Below are 25,709 nucleotides of genomic sequence, written 5' to 3' on the forward strand. Positions count from 1 at the left end.
GGACACGCAACTTTCCTCAGACCTAAACCCCAACCCTTCCCACGCACCCTCCCGTCAGCCCTCCCCGGACAGCATGCCCGACTTGTGCGGAGGCGTATAGTTCGGGCGGGCCCGGAACCGCGGACCGCACCCAGCGGCCCTGTAGACAACATTGGAGTACCCATGGCAGCAAAATCCGTCCTCGACCAGATCATTTCCCTCGCCAAGCGGCGCGGCTTTGTGTTCCAGGCCGGTGAAATCTATGGTGGCTCCCGCTCTGCATGGGACTACGGACCCCTTGGTGCCGAACTGAAGGAAAACATCAAGCGCCAGTGGTGGCAGAGCGTTGTCCGTGGCCGGGACGACGTGGTGGGCCTGGACTCGTCCGTCATCCTGCCCCGCCAGGTCTGGGAGGCTTCCGGCCACGTCGAGGTTTTCTCCGACCCATTGGTGGAATGCCTCTCCTGCCACAAGCGCTTCCGCGCCGACCACCTCGAGGAAGAGTACGAGGAGAAGAAGGGCCGCCCCGCGGAGAACGGCCTCAAGGACATCGCCTGCTCCAATTGCGGCACGCGTGGCGAATGGACGGAACCCCAGGAATTCTCCGGCCTGCTCCGGACCTACCTCGGCCCCGTAGCCAGCGACGAGGGCCTGCACTACCTGCGCCCTGAAACTGCCCAGGGCATCTTCGTGAACTTCAACAATGTCCTCACCACATCCCGGAAGAAGCCGCCGTTCGGCATCGGCCAGATCGGCAAGTCCTTCCGCAACGAGATCACGCCGGGCAACTTCATCTTCCGCACCCGTGAATTCGAGCAAATGGAAATGGAGTTCTTCGTCGAGCCCGGCACGGACGAAGAGTGGCACCAGTACTGGATGAACGAGCGCATGGCCTGGTACACCGGCCTGGGCATCAAGCCGGAGAACCTCCGCTTCTACGAGCACCCGCTGGACAAGCTCAGCCACTACTCCAAGGGCACCACGGACATCGAATACCGTTTCGGATTCCAGGGCTCCGAATGGGGCGAGCTGGAGGGTATCGCCAACCGCACCGACTTTGACCTGTCTACGCACTCCAAGCACTCTGGCCATGACCTGAGCTACTTCAACCAGGCCACCAACGAGCGCTACACCCCATACGTGATTGAACCCGCTGCGGGCCTGACGCGTTCCTTCATGGCCTTCCTCATCGACGCTTACACCGAAGACGAGGCTCCCAACGCCAAGGGCGGCGTGGACGTCCGCACCGTGCTGAAGCTTGACCCGCGCCTGGCGCCCATCAAGGCGGCGGTGCTTCCGCTCAGCCGTAACGAGGACCTCTCGCCGAAGGCCCGGGACCTGGGCGCCCAGCTGCGCCGCACCTGGAACATCGACTTCGACGACGCCGGCGCCATCGGCCGCCGCTACCGTCGCCAGGACGAGATCGGCACGCCGTTCTGCATCACCGTCGACTTCGACACGCTGGAAGACCAGGCAGTGACCATCCGTGAACGCGACACCATGGCCCAGGACCGCGTTTCCCTGGACAAGGTGGAAAGCTACTTGGCCGCACGGCTGATCGGCGCCTAACCGTGGCCATCGCATACCGCGAATGGCGCGATGGCGACGATCTCGCCCTCCTGGAAATTTGGGGTGACCCGGAAACCCTCCCAGCGGAGCAGTTCCGGGCCGCCCTGGCACCGTCGTCCGAATCGCCGTGGCGGCGGTGCATCGTGGCGGAGGACGTCGTTGACGGTGTAGCGATCCCGGTGGCTGCCGGCGTCGTCCACGAGGCCTCCCTCCACCCGGAGCGGCTGTGGGCGTACGTCGAGGTGGCGCGCGACCACCGGCGGACAGGGATTGGTGCAACCTTGCTGACTATGCTTCGCCGCGAGGCTGAGCGTGCGCCGTCCGGAACCACCAAGCTTCGTTCCAAGATCCAGCCGGGCACCGCCGGCGCGGCCTTTGCGGAGTGGGCCGGGATGTCGCCCATCCAGCGTTCCCGCTTGGTGGTAGTGGATCCCGAACCGCTGAAGCTGCCGGTCTTTGGCGATGGCTCGGACGAAGCCGCCTCTGAGCGGATTGAGGACCTTGCTACCGGGTCCGTGGAGCTCAGCGATGTTGTTGGCCGCTACTACACCTCCGTCCACCACTGGGACACCCCTGGCGAGATCAGTATCGGCACGGTGCAAAGGCTCTTCCTGGACGACAGGACCGGGGCCCACGGCGCCATCGTTCTACGTGCTCCCAAGGCCAGTGCCTTCGGTGCCACGGTTCCGGCCACCCGGAAGGGCGCCATCCAGGCCTTCGCAGTCAGCTACGCGGTGGGCCGGGAGGACCAGCCTTCGGACGTCTTCCTCGGCCACGAACCTCGGCTGGACAGGGACGACGCCCGGGCCGCAGTTCGGGATCTCCTGGCGCTGATCGCGCATCGGTACCCGGTGCTCCTGGAACTGGACGACGCCATGGAAGCCGTAACGGCCGTCGTCGAACCGCTGCTGGAATCAGGCAAGGCGCGGCTCCGCGGTTCCGAGACTCTGGTTGTCAGCGATTAGCCGTGGGACACGGACATTCTCACACCCATGACAACGGCGAAACGTCGCCGGCAACACGTGCCTTAAGGAAACGGGCCAACTGGCTCCTCGCCGCGATCCTGATTCCCCTGGCGCTGCTGACCGTGGGCTCCATGGTGGCGTTGTGGCCTTCCGGCAGCAAGGAAGGCATCTCCTTCGCCAGCCCCTATGCCGCCGCGCCGGGTGTTACCTTCGATACCGGCCGGATCCAGTCTGTCTCGGAGGAGAGCTGCACGCCAACAGCGCAGCAAGGGCAGGCGAGCGGGCAGCAGCAGGGCTCCCTTTGCACTTTCGCCTTGACCGAGCCGGACAAGGGCGGGAATCCCGTCAAAGTAGTGATCAATCCGGACGTGGCCAAGTCGCATGGAGTCAAGCCGGGCGACAACATCCGGTACATCAACCTGACCGGAGTCCAGGCAGCCACAGGCCAGCAAGGGAGCCAGCAGGGCAACGGTCAGGACGCCGGCCAGCACGCGCAGGGCGGCCCCTCGTATATCTTCCTTGACTTTGTCCGTACGGTGCCCATCATGCTGCTCGCCGTCGTCTACGCGGTGGTGGTCATCGCCGTTGCCCGCTGGCGTGGCTTCCGTGCGCTCCTTGGCCTCATAGGGGCATACGCAGTGCTGGTCTCCTTTATGCTTCCGGGGCTTGTGGAAGGCAAACCGCCCCTGCTGGTGGCGCTCACAGGTTCAGTGGCCATCATGATCGGCGTCCTGTATTTCGCGCACGGTTTCTCAGCCCGCACCTCCACGGCGCTCCTGGGGACAATTTTCGGGCTGGGCATCACGGCGCTGCTGGCCGCCTGGGCTACCGACGCCGCGAACCTCGCCGGGGTGGGCAGCCACGACGCCGCCACGCTTGTGAACATGAGTGACAAGATCTCAATCTCCGGGATCATCCTCTGCGGGCTCATCATCTCCGGCCTTGGCGTGCTCAATGACGTCACCATCACGCAGTCGTCGGCCGTGTGGGAACTCTACGAACTGGCGCCGGAGTCCAGTGCCCGGACGTTGTTCTCCGCTGCCATGCGGATTGGCCGGGACCACATCGCATCCACGGTCTATACAATCGCCTTTGCCTACGCAGGCGCGGCCCTGCCCATCCTGATTATCGTGATGCTGTACGACCGGCCGTTGCTCGACGCCCTCACCAGCGCTGAGCTGTCTGAGGAAGTGATCAGGACGCTGGTGGGCTCTATCGGACTCGTCCTCGCGATTCCCGTCACCACGCTGATCGCCGTCCTGGTGGTCAAGTCCACCGGCCGGCGCCAAGCGGCCGAGCTGCCGGAATCGGCGGAGGTGCTGCCCGCCGTCGTCGACCACCTCGACACCGCCGAGCTGGCCGCCGTCGTCGAAACCCGCCGGCAGCGGCGGGAGGCCGAAAGGGCTGCCGAGAGGCGGGCCGCCGGGGACTAACTGCCCGACGGCGGACGGCGGCATGCGTGCCCCGAATGCCGATTTGCCCCGCTTTGAGAGAATAGATGGGTGACTGTTGTAGCAACCCCTCCCGCCCCGAAGCTCGAGCTTCCCCCGTTGAAGCTGGGCCGGATCACCGTGGACACCCCAGTCATCCTCGCTCCGATGGCCGGCATCACCAATACGGCGTTCCGCCGGCTGTGCCGCGAATACGGGGGAGGGCTGTACGTCGCGGAGATGGTGACCTCGCGCGCCCTCGTGGAGCGCACCCCCGAATCACTGCGCATCATCTCGCATGACGATGACGAAAAAGTCCGCTCCGTGCAGCTCTACGGCGTGGATCCCGTCACCGTCGGCAAGGCGGTCAAGATGCTGGTGGAAGAGGACCGCGCAGACCACATCGACCTGAACTTCGGTTGCCCGGTGCCCAAAGTGACCCGGCGCGGCGGCGGCTCTGCGCTGCCCTGGAAGATTGACCTCTTCACGTCAATCGTGCAAACCGCCGTGCGCGAAGCCTCCAAAGGTGACATCCCACTGACCATCAAAATGCGCAAAGGCATCGACGAGGACCACCTCACGTACCTCGACGCCGGCCGCATCGCCAGGGACTCCGGCGTGGCCGCCGTCGCCCTTCACGGGCGGACGGCCGCGCAGTTCTACTCCGGCCAGGCCGACTGGTCCTCGATCGCGCGGCTTCGGGAAGCCCTTCCGGACATCCCTGTGCTCGGCAACGGAGACATCTGGTCCGCAGAGGACGCAGTACGGATGGTGCGGGAAACCGGCGTCGATGGCGTCGTCGTCGGACGCGGCTGCCAGGGGCGTCCGTGGTTGTTCGGTGACTTGCAGGCCGCCTTCGAGGGCAGTGAGCACCGGCACCGGCCGGGGCTGCGGCAGGTCGCCGACGGCGTCTACCGGCACGCCCAGCTGATGATTGAGACCTTTGGCGACGAGGGCAAAGCGCTCCGCGAGATCCGCAAGCACATGGCCTGGTACTTCAAGGGCTATGTTGTGGGCGGAGAGCTACGCGCCAAACTGGCCACTGTGCCCACGTTGGAGGTCCTGCGCGAACTTCTCGACCAGCTGGACCTGGACCTGCCGTATCCCGGTGTGGATTCGGAAGGGCCACGCGGCAGGGCAGGGACGCCCAAGGCACCTGCTTTGCCCAAGGATTGGCTGCTCAACCGTCACATGGACGAGGCGCAGTCGCGGGACATCGCGGCGGCAGAATTGGACGTTTCCGGGGGATAAGGAGCCCCTGGCGCAAGGCTGTCGGTGATCCGTGGAAAACTGGACTGCATCAGCGGGAGTAGAGACTCCGGAGGAGGCAGATCATATGGGTACTGATTCACTGGCTGCGCCATCGCGCCCGGCAGCCATCCCCGGCTATTCGGCAACAGACTCCGAACGTTGGGTCGGGGAACCGCCTAAGAGCACCTATCGCTCGGACTTTGAGCGGGACCGTGCCCGCGTACTCCATTCCTCTGCCCTGCGGCGCCTAGGGGCCAAAACGCAGGTGGTTGCCCCTGACACCGACGATTTCGTCCGGACGCGCCTTACGCACAGCCTGGAAGTGGCCCAGGTGGGGCGGGAACTTGGCCGGGCCCTGGGATGCGATCCGGACGTTGTGGACACCGCCTGCCTGAGCCATGACCTGGGCCATCCGCCTTTTGGGCACAACGGTGAGTCGGCGCTCAACGAGGTTGCCCATGCCATCGGCGGCTTCGAAGGCAATGCCCAGACCCTTCGCCTGCTCACGCGGCTCGAGCCCAAAGTACTGACAACGGATGGGCAGCCCGCTGGCTTGAACCTCACCAGGGCCAGCCTTGACGCAGCCTCCAAGTATCCGTGGTCGGCGGAAGAAGCCCCCGTGATCCACGGCCAACGGACCAGTAAGTTCGGCGCGTACGAAGACGACCTGCCCATTTTCCAGTGGCTCCGCCACGGCGCGCCACCCAACCGTTCCTGCATTGAGGCCCAAGTGATGGATCTCGCGGACGACATCTCGTATTCAGTCCACGACGTCGAGGACGCAATCGTTGCGGGCCACTTCCAACTGCGCTGGATGGACAACCCGGACCATCGCGCCCGCGTGGTCGGCTACGCCAAGCAGTGGTACCTCCCGCACAACGACCCCGCGGAGATCGATGAGGCCTTGGCACGTCTCGAAGCCACCAGCGTATGGGTGCGGGAAGCCGATGGCAGCCGGAAGTCCATGGCCGCGCTCAAGGATATGACCAGCCAGCTCATCGGGCGGTTCTGCCAGAGCGCGCTGGAGACCACCCGCGCCGTCTACGGTCCGGACTGCCTTACCCGTTACAACGCGGAATTGATCGTACCGGAGCAGACGGTGATGGAAATCGCCGTGATGAAAGGCCTCGCCACTACCTTCGTCATCAGCACCGACCATCGGCAGCCCGTGTATGAGCGGCAGCGCGAGGTGCTGCACGCCCTGGTGGGCGTGCTAAACGCCACCGGTGACCGGCACCTGGAGCCCATGTTCGCTGCGGACTGGCGGGAAGCGAACGACGACGGCGCCCGCCTTCGCGTGGTCATCGACCAGGTGGCGTCGCTCACCGATGCCTCCGCCCTGGCGATGTACGAGCGCTTGGTGGGGAGCCTGCCATCGCTTTGGTGAGCCTCCACTAGGATGGTTGGGTGGCTGGCTTGATCAAACGTGAGGACATCGACGAGGTACGCCAGCGCACAGACATCAAGGAAGTCGTGGACGGCTACGTCACGCTCAAGGGTGCCGGTCTGGGAACGTTCAAAGGCCTGTGTCCCTTCCATGATGAGCGTTCACCCTCTTTCACTGTTCGCCCCCAGGTAGGCAGATACCACTGCTTCGGCTGTGGGGAAGACGGGGACGTGATCTCCTTCGTCCAGAAAATGGACCACACCACGTTCCACGAAGCCGTCGAAAAGCTCGCCGCCCGCATTGGCTACGAACTCCGTTACGAGGATGGCGGCACCGGACCAAGCCGCGAAGAAGTCGGACGGAGGCAGCGGCTCCTTGACGCCCACAAGATAGCGGATGAGTTCTTCCGCGGGCAGCTCATGACTCCGGGTGCACAGAGGGCCAGGGCCTTCCTGCAGGGCCGCGGTTTCGACCGCTCCGCGGCGGAGCAGTTCTCCGTTGGCTATGCGCCGCAGGGCTGGGACGCCCTCTTGAACCACATGCGTGGCCGGGGTTTCCACGACGCGGAGCTGAGGCTGACCGGGATGTTTTCTGAGGGGAACCGGGGCCTATATGACCGCTTCCGCGGACGCCTCATCTGGCCGATCCGGGATATAGCCGGGGACACTATCGGCTTCGGCGCCCGGAAGCTCTTCGAGGACGACCAGGGGCCAAAATACCTCAACACTCCGGAGACCACCCTCTACAAGAAGTCCCAGGTGCTCTACGGCATCGACCTGGCCAAGCGCAACATCGCACGCGACCGGCAGCTGGTGGTTGTGGAAGGCTACACGGACGTGATGGCCTGCCACCTGGCCGGGATTCCCACCGCCGTCGCCACCTGCGGTACCGCGTTCGGAACAGAGCACATCAAGATTGTCCGCAGGCTGCTGTCAGACGACGGCAGCGGAGGAGAGGTGATCTTCACGTTCGACGGCGATGCGGCGGGCCAGAAAGCCGCCCTGCGGGCGTTCGATGAGGACCAGAGGTTCGTCGCGCAAACCTTTGTGGCGGTGGAGCCTACCGGCGCCGATCCCTGCGACCTTCGCCAGCAGCGCGGAGACGATGCTGTGCGTGAGCTGATTTCCAGTCGTCGGCCACTGTTTGAATTTGCCATCAGGGCCTCGCTGAAGCGCCACAATTTGGACACGGTCGAGGGACGAGTCACAGCCCTCCGGGAGGCTGCCCCGGTGGTCGCGCAGATCCGTGACTCCGGAATCCGGCCTGCCTACACGCGGGAATTGGCTGGGTGGCTGGGCATGCCCATCGAAGAGGTCAGCCGGGCTGTAGGTGCGGCGGCCAAACGGGCGGCAGCGCAGCCCAGACAGGGTGCCCCCGGCCGCCCGGACCATGCCGGGCAGGGTGGGCCGGATACTTCCCCTTCCGGTGCCCTGCCGGAGGTCCCCGCGTTCAGCCGTCCGGACCCGAGGGACCCGCTTGCCGGCATGGAACGGCAGGCCCTTGAGGTGGTGCTCCAGGAGCCGGCTGTCCTTGCTGGCGGCTCCTGGGAGCGCTTCGAGGCGTCGCGTTTTGCCACGCCTGCGTATGCCGCAGTGCATGACGCCATTCGGGCCGCTGGGCTTGCTGCTGCCGCGGATCCTGTCGCTTGGGTGGAAGCCGTCGGCCGGAAGGTTCCCGAACCGCTCCGGCCGCTGGTGTCCGAACTCGCCGTCGTGCCACTTCCCGCGAATACACCGGAGGCGATGCAGCGGTACTGCCGCGACATCATGGCACGGCTTTTTGAGCTGCAGATCACCCGGGTCAAGGCCGACAAGATGGGGCAACTGCAACGACTGGATGCTGCTGCACACCCCGAGGAATTCCAGCGGCTCAATCGTGAGCTCATGATGCTCGAGATGGAGCGCCGGGCCCTCCGCCAGGAGTAGCTTCGGGCTCGATTTCACTTCGTGGCGCGGCTTTGTTAGGCTAGAACGCGCTGCATTCCTCCGTAGCTCAATTGGCAGAGCATTCGACTGTTAATCGAAGGGTTACTGGTTCAAGTCCAGTCGGAGGAGCTCACAATCCCCGTCAAGGCATTTCTTGGCGGGGATTTTTCATACCCGGCGGGGGTATTTCGCGAGACCTCTGGCGAAGCAAGCCTCGATTTCACTTTCGCGGAATTCCTTTGCTAAAGTCATACCTGCTTCATTCCTCCGTAGCTCAATTGGCAGAGCATTCGACTGTTAATCGAAGGGTTACTGGTTCAAGTCCAGTCGGAGGAGCGTCAGGGCCCCGCAACCGGAATTCACCGGCTGCGGGGCCCATTTTTTATTGCAAATAGGGCTGCTATACGAAATCCATCTCCACTTGGAGGAAGCGAACGGCTTCGGCCACTGCGGCCTGGAACGCCTCTTCCTCAGTGGGGGACTTCCTCGGTTCGCGGGGATGCCACTCATGTGGCGCGGAATACACCCGCGTAAAGCCGCTGCCCGGGGGAGCGTAGAAGATTCCAAAACGCTGGACTGGCCATTCGGGGGATGTCTCGGGTGCAACAAGGAGTGCTGCGTCGGCCGCGGGATTGAACCATTGCGCGATGGGCCGCCGACGATCCTCCGTAAAGAGCCCCGCTGCGTACAGGGCAGCCGATTGCGGACTGGTCACAGAGCACAGCCTGTCCCACCACATGGGCAGGATCCCTTCATCGATGCGCTGCCATGCGGCGGGGAGCGGGGTGCGGTCCTGCCTGTGAGGCACACAATAACTGTATCTCCGGGGCTGGACAGGCAACAGGGCACGCGGGCGGGCTTATCCCTGTGCCTACTTTCGCTTCCAGGGGCCTGGATTGACCCGGTAGAGCAGGGCGGACCCGACGACGGCGCCAAGGACCGCGCCGAAAGCCGGGTTGCCTGCCGCGCGGCCCAGCAAGAAGCCGATGACGCCGCCCAGCACGGCACCCAGAAAGAGTCCCCGGCCGTTTCGGGACGGTTTGCGCTTATTTGCAGGGGCGGATCGCCTGGGGTTTTGCTATGGGCCATTTCAGTGGATGGATGGAACAGTTCGGGGACGGACAACCAGCCACAGGGCTGAGATCGCGGCAACCATGCACGCCGCCTGGACAGTGGCCATCGGAGTCGCGGAGGAAACCCCCAACCAGCCAACGATGGGGGAGATGATACCCGCCATCAGGAACGTTGAGGCACCCAACAGCGAGGCCGCTGTTCCAGCCTGGGCACTGTGCCCGGACAAGGCAAGCACCTGGACGCAGGGAAAGGTGAGCCCGACGCCCAGGATGTAGAACCACAGCGGCACCAGAATGCCCCAAAGGCCGGCTCCGGCCATCTCCAGGCCGATCATTACCGCGCCCATGGTGAGCATCCAGAGTGTGGTGGTCGCTAGGATCCACTGTGGTGGGACCACCTTGATCAACCGCGAGCCGATCTGGACCCCGGCAACAATGGCAAGGGAATTGATGCCAAACAGCAGGCCATACTCCTGCGGGGAGAAACCGTGGACCTGCTGGAAAAGGAACGACGACGCCGACAGGTAGGCGAAGAGTCCGCCGACGTTGAAGCCGCCTACCAGAAGCATTCCGACGAAAACACGGTCGGTGAGCAAAACGCGGTAGCGCTGGGCCGCCGTCGTGCCTGAATTGCGGCGCAACGCAGCCGGAAACGTTTCCCGGATGAGGAACATCGCCGCAATGAAGACCAGCGTGCCGTATCCCGCAAGGACGAAAAAGATTCCGGGCCAGGGCATGATGAGGAGCAATTGCGAGCCAATCACTGGTGCCAGGATGGGCGCGAGTCCGCTGACGAGCGACATGCGTGAAAACATCCGCACCATCGCATAGCCGCTGAAGAGATCGCGGACCATCGCCATCGCCACCACACCGCCGCCTGCCGCACCCACGCCCATAAGAACACGGAACACCGAAAGTGTCGTGATGTCGGGGGACAAGGCGGCGCCCAGGGACGACAGGATGTGCACGGCCGTGGCAAGGATCAAGGGTCCGCGGCGACCAAAGGCATCGCTGAACGGGCCAACAACCAACTGGCCCAGGGCGAAGCCGATGGTGGTTCCAGTGAGGGTGAGCTGGATCGCGGCGGCGGACACTTTGAAGCTTTCCTCCAGCGCCGGGAAGGCCGGCAGGTAGAGATCCACAGTGAATGGGCCGAGCGCGGTCAGGGCGCCAAGGAGAAGGATGTAGAGGATTCGTCGTCGTCGGCTCAGGGCATCACCCGGATTGGAGGCAGTGGTCACGATCACCCATCCTAGGGCCCAAGAATCATATTTTTACAGCGTTGCAGGGCGCGCCACCGCTGGTTCCCTGAAGGTTGTCCGAAGCCTGAATGGTAGTTTGGTGGACAGGCGCGTTCGGGGAGCCGTAGCCGTGCCGCACCTATGCCGAATCACGCGTCAAGGAAGCAGGTAGGCGGAACCGATGACCGGACGTCACAGCAGCCGAACAAACCCCAGCCCCCGCCTCTCGGACTTGCCGGAGAACGTGAAGCTCGCCATTGGCCTCCTACCTCGGCAGCTCAACGACGAGGTCAGCCTCGCGAAGGCAGAGCTCAAAGACAAGGGCAAGCACCTGGGGGTCGCCGGTGCGGCCCTGGGCATCGCCGTAGTGTTCCTTTCGTTCCTGGTGGTGGCACTGATCGTGGCAGCGATCCTGGGCTTGGCCACTGTGATGCCGGGCTGGCTCGCGGCGCTTGTGGTCGGCGCAGTTTTCCTGCTGATCGTGGCCGTCGGAGCCCTCACCGGCACCGTGAAGTTCAAGCAGGCCATGCCGATGATCCCCGAGAAGGCAATTCGTGGCCTCAAGCACGATCTGGGAATCGTCAAGGAAGGCAGCTCCTTCGACGCCGCGATCCTGGATCCCAACTCACCCCAGGCCCTTGCCGCCAAGGCGGCCAAGGAAGCAAAAGCCGCCCAAGCCAAGGCGGAGAAGGCCGCCAAGGCCGCACATGAGGATGAAGTGCTTGGCAAGACGGGCCCGGCGCCGACGGAGGAGGAACTCCTGGAGCGCCTTGGACGGCGGCGGACGCACCTGACGGAAATCCGCGACGAGCTTGGCGTCCAGTTGGATGCGAAGACCCAGGGCGAGGCCCTGCTGAAGGACGCCCAGCGGCTGGTCGAAAGCGCCAGGACATTCGCGGCTGCCAGGCTGGCCGCCGCTGGGGATGCCTTTCCGCCCGACTTCGCGCAGCGCGTCGCTGACCGCTGGAAGGCCCTCGCGGCCTTCGCCGCATCGGCAACGGTCGTCGTCGTTGTCCTCCGCAGGCTCCTCAGGAAGTAGGGGATGGCCGGTGATCCGGCTATCAGCCACTGCACACCGAAAACTGCACGGCGCCTGATTGTCAGGGCCATCACTCATTCGCACCGCCAGGAGAAGGAAGGGGGACACGTGAGATTCATCGGCGCCGGAGCCCGGCCCGGCCAGCCACAGGTCGACCATGACCTGGTCTTCACGGTCCCAAACCTGCTGACGGTGTTGCGTTTTATGGGCGTTCCGCTGTTCGTCTGGCTGGTGCTCAGCCAGAAAGAGTACGGTTACGCAGTGCTGGTTTTGGCAGTCATGGGCAGCACCGACTGGGTGGATGGCTACATTGCCAGGCGCTTCAACCAGACGTCCAAGCTGGGCCGGATCCTGGACCCGATGGCCGACAGGCTCGCCCTCATAGCCGTTGCCGTGACACTTGCAATCGCCGGTGTGGTTCAGTGGTGGTACCTCGCAGCCCTCGTCATCCCGGACGCCATCCTGGCCACGGCTTCCCTGCTGTATTTCCACAGCCATCCGGACCTTCCCGTCAGCAGGATCGGCAAGATTCGGACAGCGCTCTTGCTGGCCGGAACGCCGTTGCTTGTGCTGTCCAAGCTCTCCGTGCCTCTGACTGAGGTGTACTTCGTAGCTGCCTGGATCTTCCTGGGGCTTGGCCTGCTGGGACACTGGGTGGCCGCTTACAACTACTTTTGGGCTATCGTCCGGAAAGGCCGCGGACTCCGAAACGGCGGCCAACCCCTGAACAACGACGGCGGAGCCACCTGATGGTCTGGCTTGCCGTTTTCCTGGCGGTCATGGGCGCCTTCTGCCTGGCCTTTGGGGCGCAGCGACAGGGCAGCGCGGTCAAAGCCGACACCGGCGGCCTGGCGCTGAGCTCCAACGGATTCCTCCGCCTGCTGCGTAATCCCCGTTGGGTGTTTGGACTGCTGCTATTGATCAGCGGCATGGCCATGAACTCGGTTGCCCTTGTGACTGCGCCCCTCACGGTGGTGCAACCCATCGGCGCGATCGCCCTGGTCATCACAACAGTGGTCAACACCAAGGACCAAGGACTGACAATCAACCGGGCTACGGTGGTAGCCATCTGTGCCTGCGTCACAGGGTCAGCGCTTTTTGTGCTCCTTGCAGTCAACGTCACAGAGGAAAACCACCACGTCAGCGCCAGCGACGAACTGACCATCGTCCTGCTGCTGACCCTCGCGGTAGGGCTGTTTGGCACGTTGGCGGCAGTGTTCAAGCACCGGATGAGCGCGTTTGTCTACATCCTGGGGGCCGGGGTGTTGTTTGGATTTGTGGCCGTCCTGACCCGAACCATCGGTAAGCACCTCCTGGACCCTAACGGCCTGTTCCTGCTGAATGTCCAGTGGTATACCGTGCTCGCGATCGCTGCTGCGGGTGGACTCGGTTCCTGGTTTGTGCAGAGCGCCTACTCCACTGGTCCACCGGACTTGGTCATCGCCGGACTTACTGTGATTGATCCCATAGTGGGAATTGCCATCGGCATCGCCATCCTTGGTGAGCTGCGTCCCGATGTGCAGGCTGTGACGGCGATTGCCATGGGTACCGCCGCAACCCTTGCTATCGTTGGGGTAATTGCCCTCAGCCGTCACCACCCCGAGGTCAGCAAGCGGCGCAAAGACGCCAAGCCGGCTTCCGGGAGGAGGAGCTAGGGCAATTGCATTACCCGGCTTGCGCACACCGCAGGTCCGGCTACCGGCGACGACACCACAGCGCTGATCGCACAGCGATGTTCGCACCGTGACAATCAGGAGTTCTCTACGTGACCATTCCCGACAGCAATAAACCCCTCACTATCCTGATTGCGGCGGACACGTATCCGCCACACGTAAACGGCGCCGCCCAGTTCGGATACCGGCTGGCCAAGGGAATGACGGCACGCGGGCACAACGTCCATGTCCTCGCCGGCAGGACGGACAAGGGCAAGAGCTTCACCGAATTCCGCCAGGAGGCCACGGTTCACCGCCTCCGCTCCCATTCCGTTCCCACGCACGAGTATTTCCGGATCTGCTTCCCTTGGGAGATCAAGAAAGAGATCAAGCTCCTCTTCGACAAGGTCCAGCCGGACGTGGTTCACATCCAGAGCCACTACATGATCGGCGAGCACGTGCTCTACGAGGCCGTGAAGCGTGGCGTCAGGATCATCGCAACCAATCACTTCATGCCGGAGAACCTGAATCCCTTCCTGCCATTCCCGCAATGGTTCAAGGACATCATTGGCCGCATCTCCTGGAAGGACATGGGCAAGGTCATGGGCCAGGCCGATGTTGTCACAACGCCCACCCCGCTCGCTGCCAAGGCCATGCACCAGCATGCATTCCTTCCCAAGGTCCTTCCGCTCTCCAACGGCATCGACTCCGCAGCCTACGAATTGGGGGCGGACGAGCAGATTGAAAAGGCGGCCCATCCCACGGTCCTCTTCGCCGGCCGGCTGGCCGAGGAAAAACACGTGGACGTCCTGATCGATGCCATAGCCAAGACCCCGTCCGCACTGGACATCCACCTGGAAATCGTGGGCGGAGGCGAGGTCCGGCCTGCACTCGAGGCCCAGGTAGCCCGGCTCGGCCTCAAGGAGCGCGTCAAATTCCTGGGCCTGGCAAGCGATGAAGAGCTGCGGGAGGCCTACATCCGTGCCGACGTCTTCTGCATGCCCGGCACCGCGGAACTGCAGTCACTGGTCACCCTTGAGGCAATGTCTGCATCCACGCCGGTGCTGCTGGCCAACGCCATGGCGCTCCCGCACCTGGTTCGCGACGGCGAAAATGGCTACCTGTTCACGCCGAACAACAGCGACGAGCTGGCGGCGAAGCTGACCCTGATGTTTGAACTTCCGACCGAAGAGCTGGCCTCGATGGGGAAGGCCAGCCGCGCCATGGTGGAACCCCACAGCATTGAGGGCACGCTGCAGACTTTTGAGGACCTCTACAGGGGCGCCAGTTACGAGGACAAGGTTCTCTAGGCAGAGGCGAGGCCAGCGACGGGTTCAGTGCGTACATGCAGGGTCCAGCGAGCCGTTAGTATGTCTAAAGTGTTTTTAGTCCGATAACCCAGATTCACCCTGGGGGATCGGTCTGCACGGGGCTATAGCTCAGCTGGTTAGAGCGCGGGACTCATAATCCTAAGGTCCTCGGTTCAAGTCCGAGTAGCCCTACACATTTCCTCCAGAACATTTCCTCCGGCAGGGCCGAGGATGACAGTCAGTCATCCTCGGCCCTTCTGCATTTTTGCGTCACGTGTTGGGCGGAACCATTGCGCCCGTAACCGCACCTGAGCTATGTTACTCATCGGTAACTTAATCTACCCGTCGGTAACAAAAGTCCCGGCAGCAACGTCAGGGTGCACTCAAAGGAGCGATATGTCCCAGGCAGCCATCGATACAGAAAACCTTCCCTATGCGGATGGAGATTTCTACGCCTTCGAACAATTGCTGACGTCCAAGGAGCGGGATCGCCTTGCGGAAGTCCGCCAGTTCCTGGCCCGCGAAGTGCAGCCGATTGCGGTGGACTGCTGGAACCGCGCCGAGTTTCCTATGGACCTCATCCCTAAGCTCGCGGAAATCGACCTCGTCAGTCCGGTGCGCCGCCAAGGCTACTCAAGCCTCTTCGCAGGCTTGGTGCACGCCGAAGTGACCCGTGCCGACACCTCCATTGCCACGTTTATGGGGGTCCACGACGGGCTCTTCACCGGATCGATTGAAGCCCTGGCGTCCGAGGAGCAGAAGGAGGCCTGGCTTCCGGACATCTATGCGCTCCGAAAAGTTGGTGCCTTTGGTCTCACTGAACCCCTTGGAGGTTCCGATGTCGCCGGTGGGACACGGACCACCGCCCGGTGGGACGGCGACGCCTGGATCCTCAGCGGAGCCAAGCGCTGGATCGGCAATGCCACGTTCGCAGATTGGGTGGTCATCTATGCCCGCGACGTCGCTGATAACCAGGTGAAGGGCTTCCTTGTCGATACCTCGCTTCCCGGCTATGGGGCGACAAAGATAGAGAACAAGATTTCGCTGAGGACGGTGCAGAACGCCGACATCACCTTGGATAACGTTCGTGTCCCTGGTTTCTTCAAGCTCGCAGGCGCCAACAGCTTCCGCGACGTCAATAAGGTCCTCAAGGTTACGCGCCTGGCTGTCGCATGGCAGGCGGTTGGCCAGCAGTTGGCAGCATTCGACGTCGCTCGGCGATACGCGGTGGAGCGGTTTCAGTTCGGCCGACCGCTGGCATCGTTCCAGCTTGTGCAGGAGCAGTTAGTGCAGATTCTCGGAAATGCCGTGAGCTCGATGGGCATGATGGTGCGGTTGTCCCAGTTGGAAGACGCCGGTGAAGCCAAAGACGAACAGTCCGCCTTGGCCAAGGCGTTCACTACAGCGCGGATGCGGGAGAGTGTTGCCTTGGGCCGGAGCATCCTCGGTGGAAACGGCATCGTGACCGACTACGGCATGGCCAAGATCTTTGCTGATGCTGAAGCCGTCTACTCCTACGAGGGAACGTATGAAGTCAATGCCTTGGTGACTGGCCGGGCTATCACGGGCGTGTCTGCCATCGTGTAGGTTCCAGGGGAAGCAGCACGGAAGGGCGCATATCCAGGACAAACGACAACGGGTTGACGTATTGGACACCCCGGCGCACGCCCCAGTGCAGGCATACGTCTGTTGGGCAGTGGCCACCTTGGACGGTGCCGATTACCTGGCCCTTCTCTACCCGCGCGCCGGCCTCGAGCGTGGTGGCTACCGGCTCAAAGCTGCTCCGGAGGCCAGAGCCATGATCCACTGTGATCACGGGACGGTCCACAACGACGCCCTCGAAGGAGACCGTTCCGGACTCGGGAGCTAGTACCTCGGTGCCGTCGCCCGATGCCATCAGGTCGACGCCCCGGTGTCCGCTCAGCCACGGCTTGGGCGGCGGGTCGAAGTGCTGGAGCACCTTGGGCTTGGGGGAGAGTGGCCATGACCAGCCGTATTCCGATTGTGGTTTGCTTTGCGTGTGGTCCGCCTCGGAGCTGCCCTTGGTGTCCGGCACAGGTGAGCTGAACGAGAAGCTAAGCGCTCCTGCAAGCAGGAGCCCGGCGGCTGAGAGACTGGGAATCTTCACAGGGCCAGTCTTCGGACCTGCCTCTATCCCCAGGAATGGGGTGGCCGGCCTATGTGGAAAACCGGTCTGTTCCGGTGTTCCGCCGACCTGGCAGCCGGTCTTTGGGGGCGACCCGCTGTAGTACACTTGATCCTGCAGTTTGCTGTGCCCACATGCTGTTGTGATTGCGTGTGGGTTCCAAGCTGACTTCGCGTATCCAGCCCATCCTTCACATGTCACTTGCCGTGTGCGGGAAGGATTGCGCCTCTTGCGGTCCTGCGGGGAAACCTGCTGGAAGAGGGCAATGGATGCCAGGAGCACGGCCCCTCCGGGCCACGCTAATCAACCGTCAACTAGTGGCAGGGTAAGAAGGTCCCCAGGGCTTTCTCATGAGTGACCTGCCGGAAGGAGCGTCGGCATGCCCGTCGTAACCATGCGCCAGCTGCTTGACAGCGGCGTCCACTTTGGACACCAGACCCGTCGTTGGAACCCGAAGATGAAGCGCTTCATCTTTACGGAGCGCAACGGCATCTACATCATTGACCTCCAGCAGTCGCTGTCCTACATCGACCGCGCCTACGAATTTGTCAAGGCTACGGTTGCCCACGGCGGCACCGTCCTGTTCGTCGGTACCAAGAAGCAGGCTCAGGAAGCTATCGCCGAGCAGGCAACCCGCGTGGGCCAGCCCTACGTGAACCAGCGCTGGCTGGGCGGTATGCTGACCAACTTCTCCACCGTTGCCAAGCGCATCCAGCGCATGAAGGAACTCGAAGAGATCAACTTCGACGACGTCGCCGGTTCCGGTTACACCAAGAAGGAGCTGCTGCTCCTCAAGCGCGAACTGGGCAAGCTCGAGGCGAACCTGGGCGGTATCCGCAACCTCACCAAGACTCCGTCTGTCCTCTGGGTTGTTGACACCAAGAAGGAACACCTCGCAGTTGACGAAGCCAAGAAGCTGAACATCCCGGTTGTGGCTATCCTCGACACCAACTGCGACCCGGACGAAGTCGACTTCCCGATCCCGGGTAACGACGACGCCATCCGCTCCGTGAACCTGCTCACCCGCGTGGTGGCAGACGCTGTTGCTGAGGGCCTCATTGCCCGCAACAACCGCGCCGCGGGCACCGAAGAGACCACGGAAGAGCCGCTGGCCGAGTGGGAGCGCGAGCTCCTCGAAGGCAACAAGGCTGCCGAGGCTCCGGCTGCAGCCGAAGGCACCGAAGGCGAAGCCGAAGCCAAGTAAATCTGGACGTTCCCCGTGCCGGTTTCCGGTCGCGGGGCCCCTGACAGGATGGTTGCCCACCAGGTGGGCAACCGTCCTGTCGGTCCGTAAACACAAATATTTCTAGACAGAGGGGTTCACATGGCGAACTACACTGCTGCTGACATCAAGGCTCTGCGCGAGCGCACGGGCGCGGGCATGATGGACGTCAAGAAGGCGCTGGACGAGGCCAACGGCGACGCCGAGAAGGCCATTGAGATCATTCGCATCAAGGGCCTGAAGGGCGCTACCAAGCGCGAAGGCCGCTCCACCGCCGAGGGCTTGGTTGCCGCCAAAGTCACCAACGGCGTGGGCGTCATGATCGAGGTCAACTGCGAGACCGACTTCGTTGCCAAGGCTGACAAGTTCATCCAGCTCGCTGACACGGTCCTGGCCGTCGCCGTCGAGTCCGGTGCTGCCGACCTTGAGACCCTCCTGGCCACCGAGGTCGAGGGAAAGCCGCTGTCCGAGGTCGTCGTCGAAGAAGGCGCCGTCCTGGGCGAGAAGGTTGTCGTCCGCCGCATCGCCCGCATTGAGGGTGCCACCGTAGACGCCTACCTGCACAAGACCTCCAAGGACCTCCCGGCCCAGGTCGGCGTTCTGTTCGCCGTCGACGGTGAAGGCGAAGCCGCTGCGACCGCTGCCCACGACGTCGCTGTTCACGTGGCTGCCATGGCACCGAACTATCTGACCCGCGAAGACGTGCCGGCAGAACTCGTTGAGTCCGAGCGCCGCATCGCTGAGGAGACCGCCAAGGCCGAGGGCAAGCCTGAGGCTGCCCTGCCGAAGATTGTGGAAGGCCGCGTGACCGGCTTCTACAAGGGCGAGGTTCTGCTCGACCAGGCATTCGCCAAGGATGCCAAGAAGACCGTGGCCCAGGTCCTCGAAGAGGCCGGCGTCAAGGCAACTGCAGTCGCTCGTTTCCGCGTCGGAAACTAGTACCACATGAAAAGGGGTGGCCACCACGAGTGGCCGCCCCTTTTGCATGCGCGGGGCCGGGCGGTGAATCGCCCGCGGCCCAGCGCGAACAGCTGACAGCACGATAATCTAGCTCCGAGTCCACCAAGGGGAAGGCACCATGGAAACCGTCAATACTGCAATCCAACCTGGCAAAAACCGGCGCCGTGTGCTTTTGAAGCTTTCAGGGGAGGTCATCGGCGGCGGCAAGCTCGGGGTGGACCCGGAGACCGTCCGTGCGATTGCCAAGCAAATCGCCGCTGCCGTAGCGGAAGTGGAAGTTGCCATTGTGGTTGGCGGTGGAAACTTCTTCCGTGGCGCAGAACTGTCCCAGAGCGGCATGGACCGCTCCCGCGCAGACTACATGGGCATGCTCGGCACCGTCATGAACTGCCTCGCCCTTCAGGACTTCCTGGAGCAGGCGGGAGTGGAAACCCGCGTGCAGAGTGCCATCACCATGGGCCAGGTGGCTGAGGCCTACATTCCCCGCCGCGCGATCCGCCACATGGAAAAGGGCCGCGTGGTGATTTTCGGTGCCGGTGCAGGTCTTCCTTACTTCTCCACTGACACCGTGGCCGCACAGCGTGCGCTTGAAGTCCACGCCGATGTTGTGCTGATGGCCAAGAGCGGCGTCGACGGTGTCTACACCGCGGACCCCAAGAAGAACCCCGACGCAGAGAAGCTTGATGTGCTGAGCTACGACGACGCGCTCCGCCGTGACATTCGCGTCATGGACCAGACCGCCATGACGATGTGCAAGGACAACAACCTGTCCATGGTGGTATTTGGCATGGAGGGTGAAGGCAACGTCACGCGCGCCATCCTCGGCGAACGCCTCGGAACGCTGGTTACGCCCTAGCACCGCTAGGATGAATCCAGACCCTTTCCGCTTGGCGCGGATCCTGACCGCTCACCCGTGACGGCAACGCCGGGAACGACTAATACATAGGAGACACCGTGATCGAAGAGACCCTGCTTGAAGCCGGGGAGAAGATGGACAAGGCTGTTGAGGTGGCCAAGGAAGACTTCGCATCCATTCGCACCGGCCGCGCAAACCCGGGCCTCTACAGCAAGGTGATCGTGGAGTACTACGGCACTCCGACGCCCCTTCAGCAGCTTGCCTCGTTTGCAGTGCCGGACGCTCGCACCATCCTCATCACCCCCTACGACAAGTCTGCTCTTCGCGACATCGAAAAGGCGCTGAGCGACTCCGAGGTAGGCGCCAACCCCTCCAACGACGGCAACGTGATCCGCGTCGTGATCCCGGAACTCACCCAGGAACGCCGCAAGGAATACGTGAAGATCGTCAAGGGCAAGGGCGAGGACGCCAAGGTATCCATCCGCAGCATTCGCCGCAAGGCCAAGGACTCCCTGGACAAGCTCGTCAAGGATGGCGAGGCCGGCGAGGACGAAGGCGCCCGCGGTGAGCGCGAACTGGACGCCATCACCAAGGCGCACGTCGAGAGCATCGACGAACTGCTCAAGCGCAAGGAAGCCGAGCTCCTCGAGGTCTGATGAACCCCGCTGAGTCTGCGCCCGCGCCTGCCACGCCGGGACAGCCCGGAGACGGCGCTGCTCCCGGGGCTGGCCGGAACGGTCGCCGGAAGTCGCCCCAGGCCAAGGCACAAAGCAACCCAACGCCCAAGGCGGGACGGAACCTGCCGGCGGCTGTCGGCGTCGGGCTTTCCATGCTGGTTGTGGTACTCGGCGGGCTGGTGCTGCTGCCCCTGGGCTTCGTTCTCCTGACCACCGCTTTCACGGTGTTTGGCGTGTGGGAGATTTTCAGGGCGTTGCAGGGGAGGGGGACCACCCTTCCGATCGTGCCTGTTATGACCGGCACGGTGGCGATTCCCTTGGCGGCGTACTTCGGCGGACAGGAGAGCCAGCTCTTTGCCCTGTTGCTGAGCTCGGCTGCGGTTATGCTTTGGCGGACCATTGAAGGCGCAGCAGGGGCACCCCGCAGCATCTTTGCAGGGGTTTTCACGCTGGCGTGGGTTCCTTTCCTCATCAGCTTCGCGCTGCTTCCCCTGCACGCCGTGTCCGGGGCTACTCCCGTTGGTTTCTGGCCTGATGGCAGGGTCCCGGAAGGCGCCTGGCAGACCGCGGCGATGCTTCTTTTGGTCGTCTCCAACGACACCTTCGGCTACCTCGTAGGATCGATCTTCGGCAAGCATCCAATGGCTCCGAAAATCAGCCCCAAGAAATCGTGGGAAGGCTTTGCCGGCTCGGTGGCGGGCGCGGCGCTGATTGGAGTCCTTGCCTGCCTGATCTTCCTGGACAAGCCGTGGTGGTTCGGCTTGGTCCTTGCCGTGGCCATGGTGGCTGCTGCAACCGCCGGAGACCTGGCGGAGTCCATGGTCAAGCGAGAGCTGCGCGTCAAGGACATGAGCAGCATCCTGCCGGGGCACGGAGGCGTGATGGACCGTCTGGACTCCATAGTGTTCGCGGCGCCTGTGTCGTTTGTGGTGTTCTCTCTTTTCTCAGGTGTTTGAAACCCTAGGCTGGATCGGAGCATCGCCAGCCGACAAGCAATGAAGGACTAGCAGTGTCAGTGGACAGCCGACGCCAGATTCCCGCGTCATTCGAGCGGGTGGAACGCAGCCGCTATGGCTACAACGCCAAGCAGGTGGACCATTTCCTCAAGCGAGCCCGGGTTTCCTTCGAGTCCCCCGCCGGTGCCGAGCATACGATCGGAAGTGTTGACGTCCGTACGGTTTCCTTCGATCCCGTAAAGGGCGGATACGACGCCGTTGCGGTAGACGCAGCACTGGATCGCCTTGAAGACGCTTTTGCCCGCCGGGAACGGGACGAGCTCATCGCCCTCCACGGCGAGGATGCCTGGTTGCGCCAGATTGGAAAGCTGTCCGGTGTCCTGCGTGGGCGCCTGCACCGGCCGGACGGCGAACGCTTCCGGCGCCCCGCCAAGAGGAACGCGCGGAGCTACAACACCGTGGACGTGGATCGCCTCTGCCGCCAGCTCATCGGCTATCTGGAAGAGGATCAGGCGATGAGTGTGGACACGGTCCGTCGCGCCGTTTTCCGCGCGGCGAAGGGCCAGGATGGTTATGAGGAGACGCAGGTGGATGCGTTCCTTGACCGCGTCGTGGAACTCATGGCTGCCATCGACTGAAGCTGGCCGACAGGGCCGGCCATCTGCTGAACTGGCGCCGCGCTACCGCTCGGAATCCGGCGTGGGCGTGGGGGAGACCGGGCTGAACGTGTTCCACGTTGCGCGATAGTTCCGGTAGCCGGACACGGCACACGCAACGAGGAACGCCGCACCCAGCAGGGACCCCAGCAGGATGCAGACGCCCAGCGGCGCACCAACAGCCCACCATATAGTCCCGGCCAGTAACGCGATCAAGACCGAATTGGCTGCGTTCATGAAGATCATGCTGCTTCCCGCCACGTGGCTGAACGTGCTGCGTCGCTCGAAGAAGTCGTACGTGGTGCGCGACCCGGACTGGTCATCGTGGACGCCGGCCATAAAGTAGCGTGCGAGCCCCGGGTCCAGATCCAGGTAAGCGGCGCGTAGCCGATTCATTGCCACGACGTACATCAGGTCCTCGAGGGCTACGTTCATGACACGCAGTTGCGTCAGGAGGCCGATGGCAACGTCCACAAACAAAATGGTGATGGCGAACGCCATGAACGAGTCAGTGAACCGTGTTGCCTGTCCTACCAAGGCCAAGCTCAGGAGACTTGCCGAAGTGAAAGTCAGGAACATGCTGATCCGGGTGAGCACCTCGCCTTGAGCAGTGCTCCGTGAGGCCAGTAGGCTCCAGTGCTCAGTAGCAAGAAGCTGGGCGCGGACGGTAGCTGAAGGGGCGGCGTCGGATTGCCCTGGCGTGACGCCCCCGACGGCGGATGGTGCGACGGCGGGATCGTCGCCGGTGTTGTTGGTCGGCCCTTGGCTCCGGAGCGGCTCCGCCGCGTTCGCGGGCATGCGGCCATTGTCCACCCCGTGAACCAGAAGCGGTAGGCCGCCCTAGCGCCCAGAGGTCCCGGGCACGAAGGTGCGTTCGGTTGCCAGCTTTCGTTCCGGCACGTGCAGTCGGGTCATGATCCTCGTGACGGATGCCGGCACGCGCCGTTTGGTGGCGCGGGAAACCAGGACCATCACCCCAAAGGCTGCAGGCACTGTCCAGGCTGCAGGCTGGGCCAGCCAGCCCGGCGTCGTCGAACCCATGACGGTTCCCGTCACCATGGCCCCGCCGCAGAGCAAGGCGCCGGTGGCCATTCCGGCTATGGCGCCGGCGTCGGTAAGTCCCCGCCACCAAATTCCAAGCAGGAGTGCCGGACAAATCGTGGAGGCTGTGAAGGCGAAAACCAGGCCCACGCTGCCGGCCAGGGCAAGGGAATCGCTGGCCAGGGAAAAGCCGAATGGCACTACGGCAGCCAGGACCGCGGCCAGGCGGAAGCCAGCCACGCTGCCGCCCAGGACGTCCTGGCTGATGACGCCGGCCAAGGAGACCACCAACCCTGACGTCGTGGAGAGGAACGCTGCGAAGGCTCCGGCCACCACCAGGGCGGACAGGAGTTCTCCGGCAGGACCGCCCACCAACCGTCCCGGAAGGAGCAGGACCAGCGCGTCGGCGCGGCCACCGTCGGCCAGTTCCGGGGCGAAGACTCGGCCCACGAGTCCGGACACGGTGGGGAACAAATAGAACACGGACAAAAGCCCAAGCACAATCAATGTGGTCCGCCGCGCAGAGCTGCCATCCGGATTCGTGTAGAACCGCACCAGCACGTGCGGCAGTCCGAGCGTGCCGAACAAGAGTGCCACCATAAGGGATATGTTTTGGTAGGCGCCCGCAGTCGGAAGCGAGGTGGGGTTCAATGCTGCGTCAGCCACCGGCGGGGTGTTGTTCCCGGCCAGCGACAACAGCACAAAGACCACCGGAACGGCCAGTGCTGTCAGCTTCAGCCAGTACTGGAACGCCTGCACAAACGTGATGGACCGCATGCCGCCCGCCACCACGGTGAGGCAAACCACGGAGACCACGGCCAGCGAGCCCAGCCAGGACGGTAGCCCCGTGGTGATGCGTAGGGTCAGGGCGGCCCCGTGCAGCTGCGGCACGATGTAGAGCCACCCGACAGCCACCACTACAAGGCTCGTGACCCGCCGAACCGCACGGGATTCCAGCCTGGCCTCCGTGAAATCCGGGATGGTGTAGGCGCCCGAGCGCCGGAGCGGCGCGGCAACGAAAAGCAGCAGCATCAAGTACCCGGCCGTATAACCGACCGGAAACCACAAGGCGTCCGTCCCGGACAACAGGATCAGCCCGGCAACGCCCAGGAAGCTCGCCGCGGAGAGGTACTCGCCGCCGATCGCCGAGGCGTTCCACCACGGCCGGACGGTCCGCGAAGCGACGTAAAAATCCCCGGTAGTGCGCGAGATGCGCAGCCCATAAAACCCAACAACCGCCGTCGCGACGGAAACCAGGACAAAGGCGGCGATGCCGACGGCGGGACTCACCGGAGTCTCACCCGTCCTGGGCCAGGTCGCGGTAGCGCGCCTCGTTCCGGGCAGCGGCCCGGTTGTACAGCCAGGCGCTCAGGCCAATCACGGGGTAGAGGCCCGCCCCCAGCAGCAGCCAGGCGAAGGGGACGCCAAGCAACTCGGCCTCAGCGATTCCCGGCACAAGGCCGATCAGCAGCCCGCAGGCAGTCAAGACCACCAGGAAACCGCAGGCCACCACCACGGCGAGCCGAAGTTGCGAACGGATGAGGGACCGGACGTAGACCTGGCCAACTTCGGATTCCAGCGCGGGCGACGACGCGGACAATCGCGGGGTTGGACGCGCCGCGGTCCTCGGAGCCGTCACCCTCACGCGGGTCATAGTTGCGGCCGCACGCGCGTAGCCTCAAGCTTTTCCCGAACCGCGGGCAAATGCCGGCGGCTAATGGGTAGTTCCGTCCCGGCCACGCGCACGCTGGGGCCTGTCGCGGCAAGCTTGATGTTCCCGACGTGGTTGAGCGACACCAGGTAGGACCGGTGGATCCGGATGAAACCGGCGTCTGCCCACTGCTGCTCCAAATCGCTCAACGGAACCCGGATGAGGTAGCTGGCCTCGGCGGTGTGGAGCCGGGCGTAGTCGCCCTGCGCCTGCACGTAGCTGATGTCGTCGCGCCGGATCATGCGCGTGGTGCCGCCTTGGTCGACGGTGATCATCTCCGGAGCGTCCCTGCCTTCCCGGAGCTCACAGATGCGGCTCACGGACTTGGCCAGCCGTTCCGCCCTGACGGGCTTGAGCAGGTAATCCACCGCAGCGAGTTCAAAAGCCTCCAGCGCACAGTCCTCATCCGCGGTGACGAAGACGACGGCGGGCTGTTGCCCACTGCGGGCGATGGCCCGGGCGATTTCCAGCCCGGAGACAACGGGCATGTGGATGTCGAGGAAAACGGCGTCCACCGGTTCGGCTTCGAGTGCGCGAAGGGCCTGGGTGCCCGAGGACGCGCGGTAAATGGTGCCGATCCGTTCGTCACGGCCCAGGAGGAAGGCAAGTTCTTCCACTGCCGGAATCTCGTCATCGGCGACGAGCACATTGATCATTGTCCTA

General features: G+C 63.6%; 25 protein-coding genes and 3 tRNA genes. 20 read left to right on the forward strand and 8 right to left on the reverse strand.

The features are described from left to right. The first annotated feature begins 162 nt into the window (after positions 1 to 162). The 8 genes from LD110_RS12865 (at position 163) to LD110_RS12900 (ending at position 8,842) form a co-directional block, all read left to right on the forward strand. Complete coding sequence (locus LD110_RS12865) at positions 163 to 1,548, forward strand: glycine--tRNA ligase (protein WP_225499216.1); 1,386 nt, start codon at positions 163 to 165, stop codon at positions 1,546 to 1,548. A gap of 2 nt (positions 1,549 to 1,550) precedes the next feature. Further along, entirely contained in the window at positions 1,551 to 2,513 is a 963-nt protein-coding gene (locus LD110_RS12870) for a GNAT family N-acetyltransferase (RefSeq protein WP_225499217.1), read from the forward strand. Positions 2,514 to 2,515: 2 nt separating this feature from the next. Further along, positions 2,516 to 3,946 carry a YibE/F family protein gene (locus LD110_RS12875; protein WP_225499218.1) on the forward strand — a complete coding sequence of 477 codons (1,431 nt, stop codon included), beginning with the start codon at positions 2,516 to 2,518 and terminating at the stop codon, positions 3,944 to 3,946. Positions 3,947 to 4,015: 69 nt separating this feature from the next. After that, on the forward strand, positions 4,016 to 5,194 hold the full coding sequence (gene dusB, locus LD110_RS12880; RefSeq protein WP_225499219.1) for a tRNA dihydrouridine synthase DusB: 1,179 nt from the start codon (positions 4,016 to 4,018) through the stop codon (positions 5,192 to 5,194). An 85-nt stretch (positions 5,195 to 5,279) separates the two neighbouring features. Further along, positions 5,280 to 6,581, forward strand: a complete 1,302-nt coding sequence (locus LD110_RS12885; RefSeq protein ID WP_225499220.1) for a deoxyguanosinetriphosphate triphosphohydrolase — start codon at positions 5,280 to 5,282, stop codon at positions 6,579 to 6,581. A 20-nt stretch (positions 6,582 to 6,601) separates the two neighbouring features. Continuing rightward, positions 6,602 to 8,506 carry a DNA primase gene (dnaG, locus tag LD110_RS12890; RefSeq protein WP_225499221.1) on the forward strand — a complete coding sequence of 635 codons (1,905 nt, stop codon included), beginning with the start codon at positions 6,602 to 6,604 and terminating at the stop codon, positions 8,504 to 8,506. A gap of 56 nt (positions 8,507 to 8,562) precedes the next feature. Then, positions 8,563 to 8,635 (forward strand) — tRNA-Asn (locus tag LD110_RS12895). A gap of 134 nt (positions 8,636 to 8,769) precedes the next feature. Next, a tRNA-Asn gene (locus LD110_RS12900) sits at positions 8,770 to 8,842 on the forward strand. Positions 8,843 to 8,906: 64 nt separating this feature from the next. On the opposite strand, the gene LD110_RS12905 is transcribed toward LD110_RS12900, so the two are convergent. The 3 genes from LD110_RS12905 to LD110_RS12910 all read right to left on the reverse strand — a co-directional run bounded on the left by LD110_RS12905 (position 8,907) and on the right by LD110_RS12910 (position 10,826). Further along, positions 8,907 to 9,314, reverse strand: coding sequence for a hypothetical protein (locus LD110_RS12905; protein ID WP_225499222.1), 408 nt, complete (start codon positions 9,312 to 9,314; stop codon positions 8,907 to 8,909). Positions 9,315 to 9,377: 63 nt separating this feature from the next. Beyond that, complete coding sequence (locus LD110_RS23660; RefSeq protein ID WP_263855214.1) at positions 9,378 to 9,518, reverse strand: glycine zipper domain-containing protein; 141 nt, start codon at positions 9,516 to 9,518, stop codon at positions 9,378 to 9,380. Between the two features lie 78 nt (positions 9,519 to 9,596). After that, the gene (locus LD110_RS12910; RefSeq protein WP_225499223.1) at positions 9,597 to 10,826 is read right to left on the reverse strand and encodes a multidrug effflux MFS transporter; all 1,230 of its coding nucleotides are present in this window, start codon (positions 10,824 to 10,826) and stop codon (positions 9,597 to 9,599) included. Positions 10,827 to 11,001: 175 nt separating this feature from the next. On the opposite strand from LD110_RS12910, the gene LD110_RS12915 reads away from it, so the two are divergent. The 6 genes from LD110_RS12915 to LD110_RS12940 all read left to right on the forward strand — a co-directional run bounded on the left by LD110_RS12915 (position 11,002) and on the right by LD110_RS12940 (position 16,408). Continuing rightward, complete coding sequence (locus LD110_RS12915) at positions 11,002 to 11,859, forward strand: phage holin family protein (RefSeq protein WP_225499224.1); 858 nt, start codon at positions 11,002 to 11,004, stop codon at positions 11,857 to 11,859. Between the two features lie 108 nt (positions 11,860 to 11,967). Next, the gene (locus LD110_RS12920; protein ID WP_225499225.1) at positions 11,968 to 12,609 is read left to right on the forward strand and encodes a CDP-alcohol phosphatidyltransferase family protein; all 642 of its coding nucleotides are present in this window, start codon (positions 11,968 to 11,970) and stop codon (positions 12,607 to 12,609) included. Next, positions 12,609 to 13,514 carry a DMT family transporter gene (locus LD110_RS12925; RefSeq protein ID WP_225499226.1) on the forward strand — a complete coding sequence of 302 codons (906 nt, stop codon included), beginning with the start codon at positions 12,609 to 12,611 and terminating at the stop codon, positions 13,512 to 13,514. The genes LD110_RS12920 and LD110_RS12925 overlap by 1 nt, the downstream gene beginning before the upstream one ends. A 110-nt stretch (positions 13,515 to 13,624) precedes the next feature. Beyond that, entirely contained in the window at positions 13,625 to 14,821 is a 1,197-nt protein-coding gene (locus LD110_RS12930) for a glycosyltransferase (protein WP_225499227.1), read from the forward strand. Positions 14,822 to 14,939: 118 nt separating this feature from the next. Beyond that, a tRNA-Ile gene (locus LD110_RS12935) sits at positions 14,940 to 15,013 on the forward strand. A gap of 204 nt (positions 15,014 to 15,217) precedes the next feature. Then, complete coding sequence (locus LD110_RS12940; protein ID WP_225499228.1) at positions 15,218 to 16,408, forward strand: acyl-CoA dehydrogenase family protein; 1,191 nt, start codon at positions 15,218 to 15,220, stop codon at positions 16,406 to 16,408. On the opposite strand, the gene LD110_RS12945 is transcribed toward LD110_RS12940, so the two are convergent. Next, positions 16,383 to 16,949, reverse strand: a complete 567-nt coding sequence (locus LD110_RS12945) for a M23 family metallopeptidase (RefSeq protein WP_225499229.1) — start codon at positions 16,947 to 16,949, stop codon at positions 16,383 to 16,385. The two genes, LD110_RS12940 and LD110_RS12945, sit on opposite strands and share 26 nt — an antisense overlap. A gap of 397 nt (positions 16,950 to 17,346) precedes the next feature. On the opposite strand from LD110_RS12945, the gene rpsB reads away from it, so the two are divergent. From rpsB to LD110_RS12975, 6 genes are all read left to right on the forward strand, one after another. Beyond that, complete coding sequence (gene rpsB, locus LD110_RS12950; protein WP_225499230.1) at positions 17,347 to 18,171, forward strand: 30S ribosomal protein S2; 825 nt, start codon at positions 17,347 to 17,349, stop codon at positions 18,169 to 18,171. 120 nt (positions 18,172 to 18,291) lie between these two features. After that, entirely contained in the window at positions 18,292 to 19,128 is an 837-nt protein-coding gene (gene tsf / locus LD110_RS12955; RefSeq protein WP_225499231.1) for a translation elongation factor Ts, read from the forward strand. Between the two features lie 139 nt (positions 19,129 to 19,267). Continuing rightward, positions 19,268 to 20,005, forward strand: a complete 738-nt coding sequence (pyrH, locus tag LD110_RS12960) for a UMP kinase (RefSeq protein ID WP_225499232.1) — start codon at positions 19,268 to 19,270, stop codon at positions 20,003 to 20,005. Positions 20,006 to 20,103: 98 nt separating this feature from the next. Further along, the gene (frr, locus tag LD110_RS12965; RefSeq protein ID WP_225499233.1) at positions 20,104 to 20,661 is read left to right on the forward strand and encodes a ribosome recycling factor; all 558 of its coding nucleotides are present in this window, start codon (positions 20,104 to 20,106) and stop codon (positions 20,659 to 20,661) included. Next, positions 20,661 to 21,638 carry a phosphatidate cytidylyltransferase gene (locus LD110_RS12970; protein WP_225499234.1) on the forward strand — a complete coding sequence of 326 codons (978 nt, stop codon included), beginning with the start codon at positions 20,661 to 20,663 and terminating at the stop codon, positions 21,636 to 21,638. The genes frr and LD110_RS12970 overlap by 1 nt, the downstream gene beginning before the upstream one ends. 53 nt (positions 21,639 to 21,691) lie before the next feature. Beyond that, entirely contained in the window at positions 21,692 to 22,276 is a 585-nt protein-coding gene (locus LD110_RS12975; RefSeq protein WP_225499235.1) for a DivIVA domain-containing protein, read from the forward strand. A gap of 42 nt (positions 22,277 to 22,318) precedes the next feature. Here LD110_RS12975 and LD110_RS12980 read toward each other — a convergent pair whose 3' ends face one another. Genes LD110_RS12980 through LD110_RS12995 form a run of 4 tightly spaced genes read right to left on the reverse strand, consistent with a single transcriptional unit; the run spans position 22,319 to position 25,702 of the window. Further along, positions 22,319 to 23,092 (reverse strand): hypothetical protein, encoded by a 774-nt coding sequence (locus tag LD110_RS12980; protein WP_225499236.1) that lies wholly within the window; start codon positions 23,090 to 23,092, stop codon positions 22,319 to 22,321. 42 nt (positions 23,093 to 23,134) lie between these two features. Further along, on the reverse strand, positions 23,135 to 24,625 hold the full coding sequence (locus tag LD110_RS12985) for a cation acetate symporter (protein WP_225499237.1): 1,491 nt from the start codon (positions 24,623 to 24,625) through the stop codon (positions 23,135 to 23,137). 7 nt (positions 24,626 to 24,632) lie between these two features. Then, positions 24,633 to 24,989, reverse strand: a complete 357-nt coding sequence (locus tag LD110_RS12990; protein ID WP_225499238.1) for a hypothetical protein — start codon at positions 24,987 to 24,989, stop codon at positions 24,633 to 24,635. Continuing rightward, positions 24,986 to 25,702 carry a LytTR family DNA-binding domain-containing protein gene (locus LD110_RS12995; protein ID WP_225499239.1) on the reverse strand — a complete coding sequence of 239 codons (717 nt, stop codon included), beginning with the start codon at positions 25,700 to 25,702 and terminating at the stop codon, positions 24,986 to 24,988. Before LD110_RS12995 ends, LD110_RS12990 begins: the two co-directional genes overlap by 4 nt. Positions 25,703 to 25,709 lie beyond the last annotated feature (7 nt).

The organism is Arthrobacter sp. M4 (assembly GCF_020251205.1).
Lineage (GTDB): Bacteria > Actinomycetota > Actinomycetes > Actinomycetales > Micrococcaceae > Arthrobacter.

What these genes read in the sequence shown, in the direction of transcription:
- LD110_RS12865 (WP_225499216.1), top strand. Translation starts at nt 163, where the DNA reads ATGGCAGCAAAATCCGTCCTCGACCAGATCATTTCCCTCGCCAAGCGG.
- LD110_RS12885 (WP_225499220.1), top strand. Translation starts at nt 5,280, where the DNA reads ATGGGTACTGATTCACTGGCTGCGCCATCGCGCCCGGCAGCCATCCCC.
- LD110_RS12915 (WP_225499224.1), top strand. Translation starts at nt 11,002, where the DNA reads ATGACCGGACGTCACAGCAGCCGAACAAACCCCAGCCCCCGCCTCTCG.
- LD110_RS12925 (WP_225499226.1), top strand. Translation starts at nt 12,609, where the DNA reads ATGGTCTGGCTTGCCGTTTTCCTGGCGGTCATGGGCGCCTTCTGCCTG.
- LD110_RS12940 (WP_225499228.1), top strand. Translation starts at nt 15,218, where the DNA reads ATGTCCCAGGCAGCCATCGATACAGAAAACCTTCCCTATGCGGATGGA.
- rpsB (WP_225499230.1), top strand. Translation starts at nt 17,347, where the DNA reads ATGCCCGTCGTAACCATGCGCCAGCTGCTTGACAGCGGCGTCCACTTT.
- tsf (WP_225499231.1), top strand. Translation starts at nt 18,292, where the DNA reads ATGGCGAACTACACTGCTGCTGACATCAAGGCTCTGCGCGAGCGCACG.
- pyrH (WP_225499232.1), top strand. Translation starts at nt 19,268, where the DNA reads ATGGAAACCGTCAATACTGCAATCCAACCTGGCAAAAACCGGCGCCGT.
- LD110_RS12970 (WP_225499234.1), top strand. Translation starts at nt 20,661, where the DNA reads ATGAACCCCGCTGAGTCTGCGCCCGCGCCTGCCACGCCGGGACAGCCC.
- LD110_RS12980 (WP_225499236.1), bottom strand. Translation starts at nt 23,092, where the DNA reads ATGCCCGCGAACGCGGCGGAGCCGCTCCGGAGCCAAGGGCCGACCAAC.
- LD110_RS12990 (WP_225499238.1), bottom strand. Translation starts at nt 24,989, where the DNA reads ATGACCCGCGTGAGGGTGACGGCTCCGAGGACCGCGGCGCGTCCAACC.
- LD110_RS12995 (WP_225499239.1), bottom strand. Translation starts at nt 25,702, where the DNA reads ATGATCAATGTGCTCGTCGCCGATGACGAGATTCCGGCAGTGGAAGAA.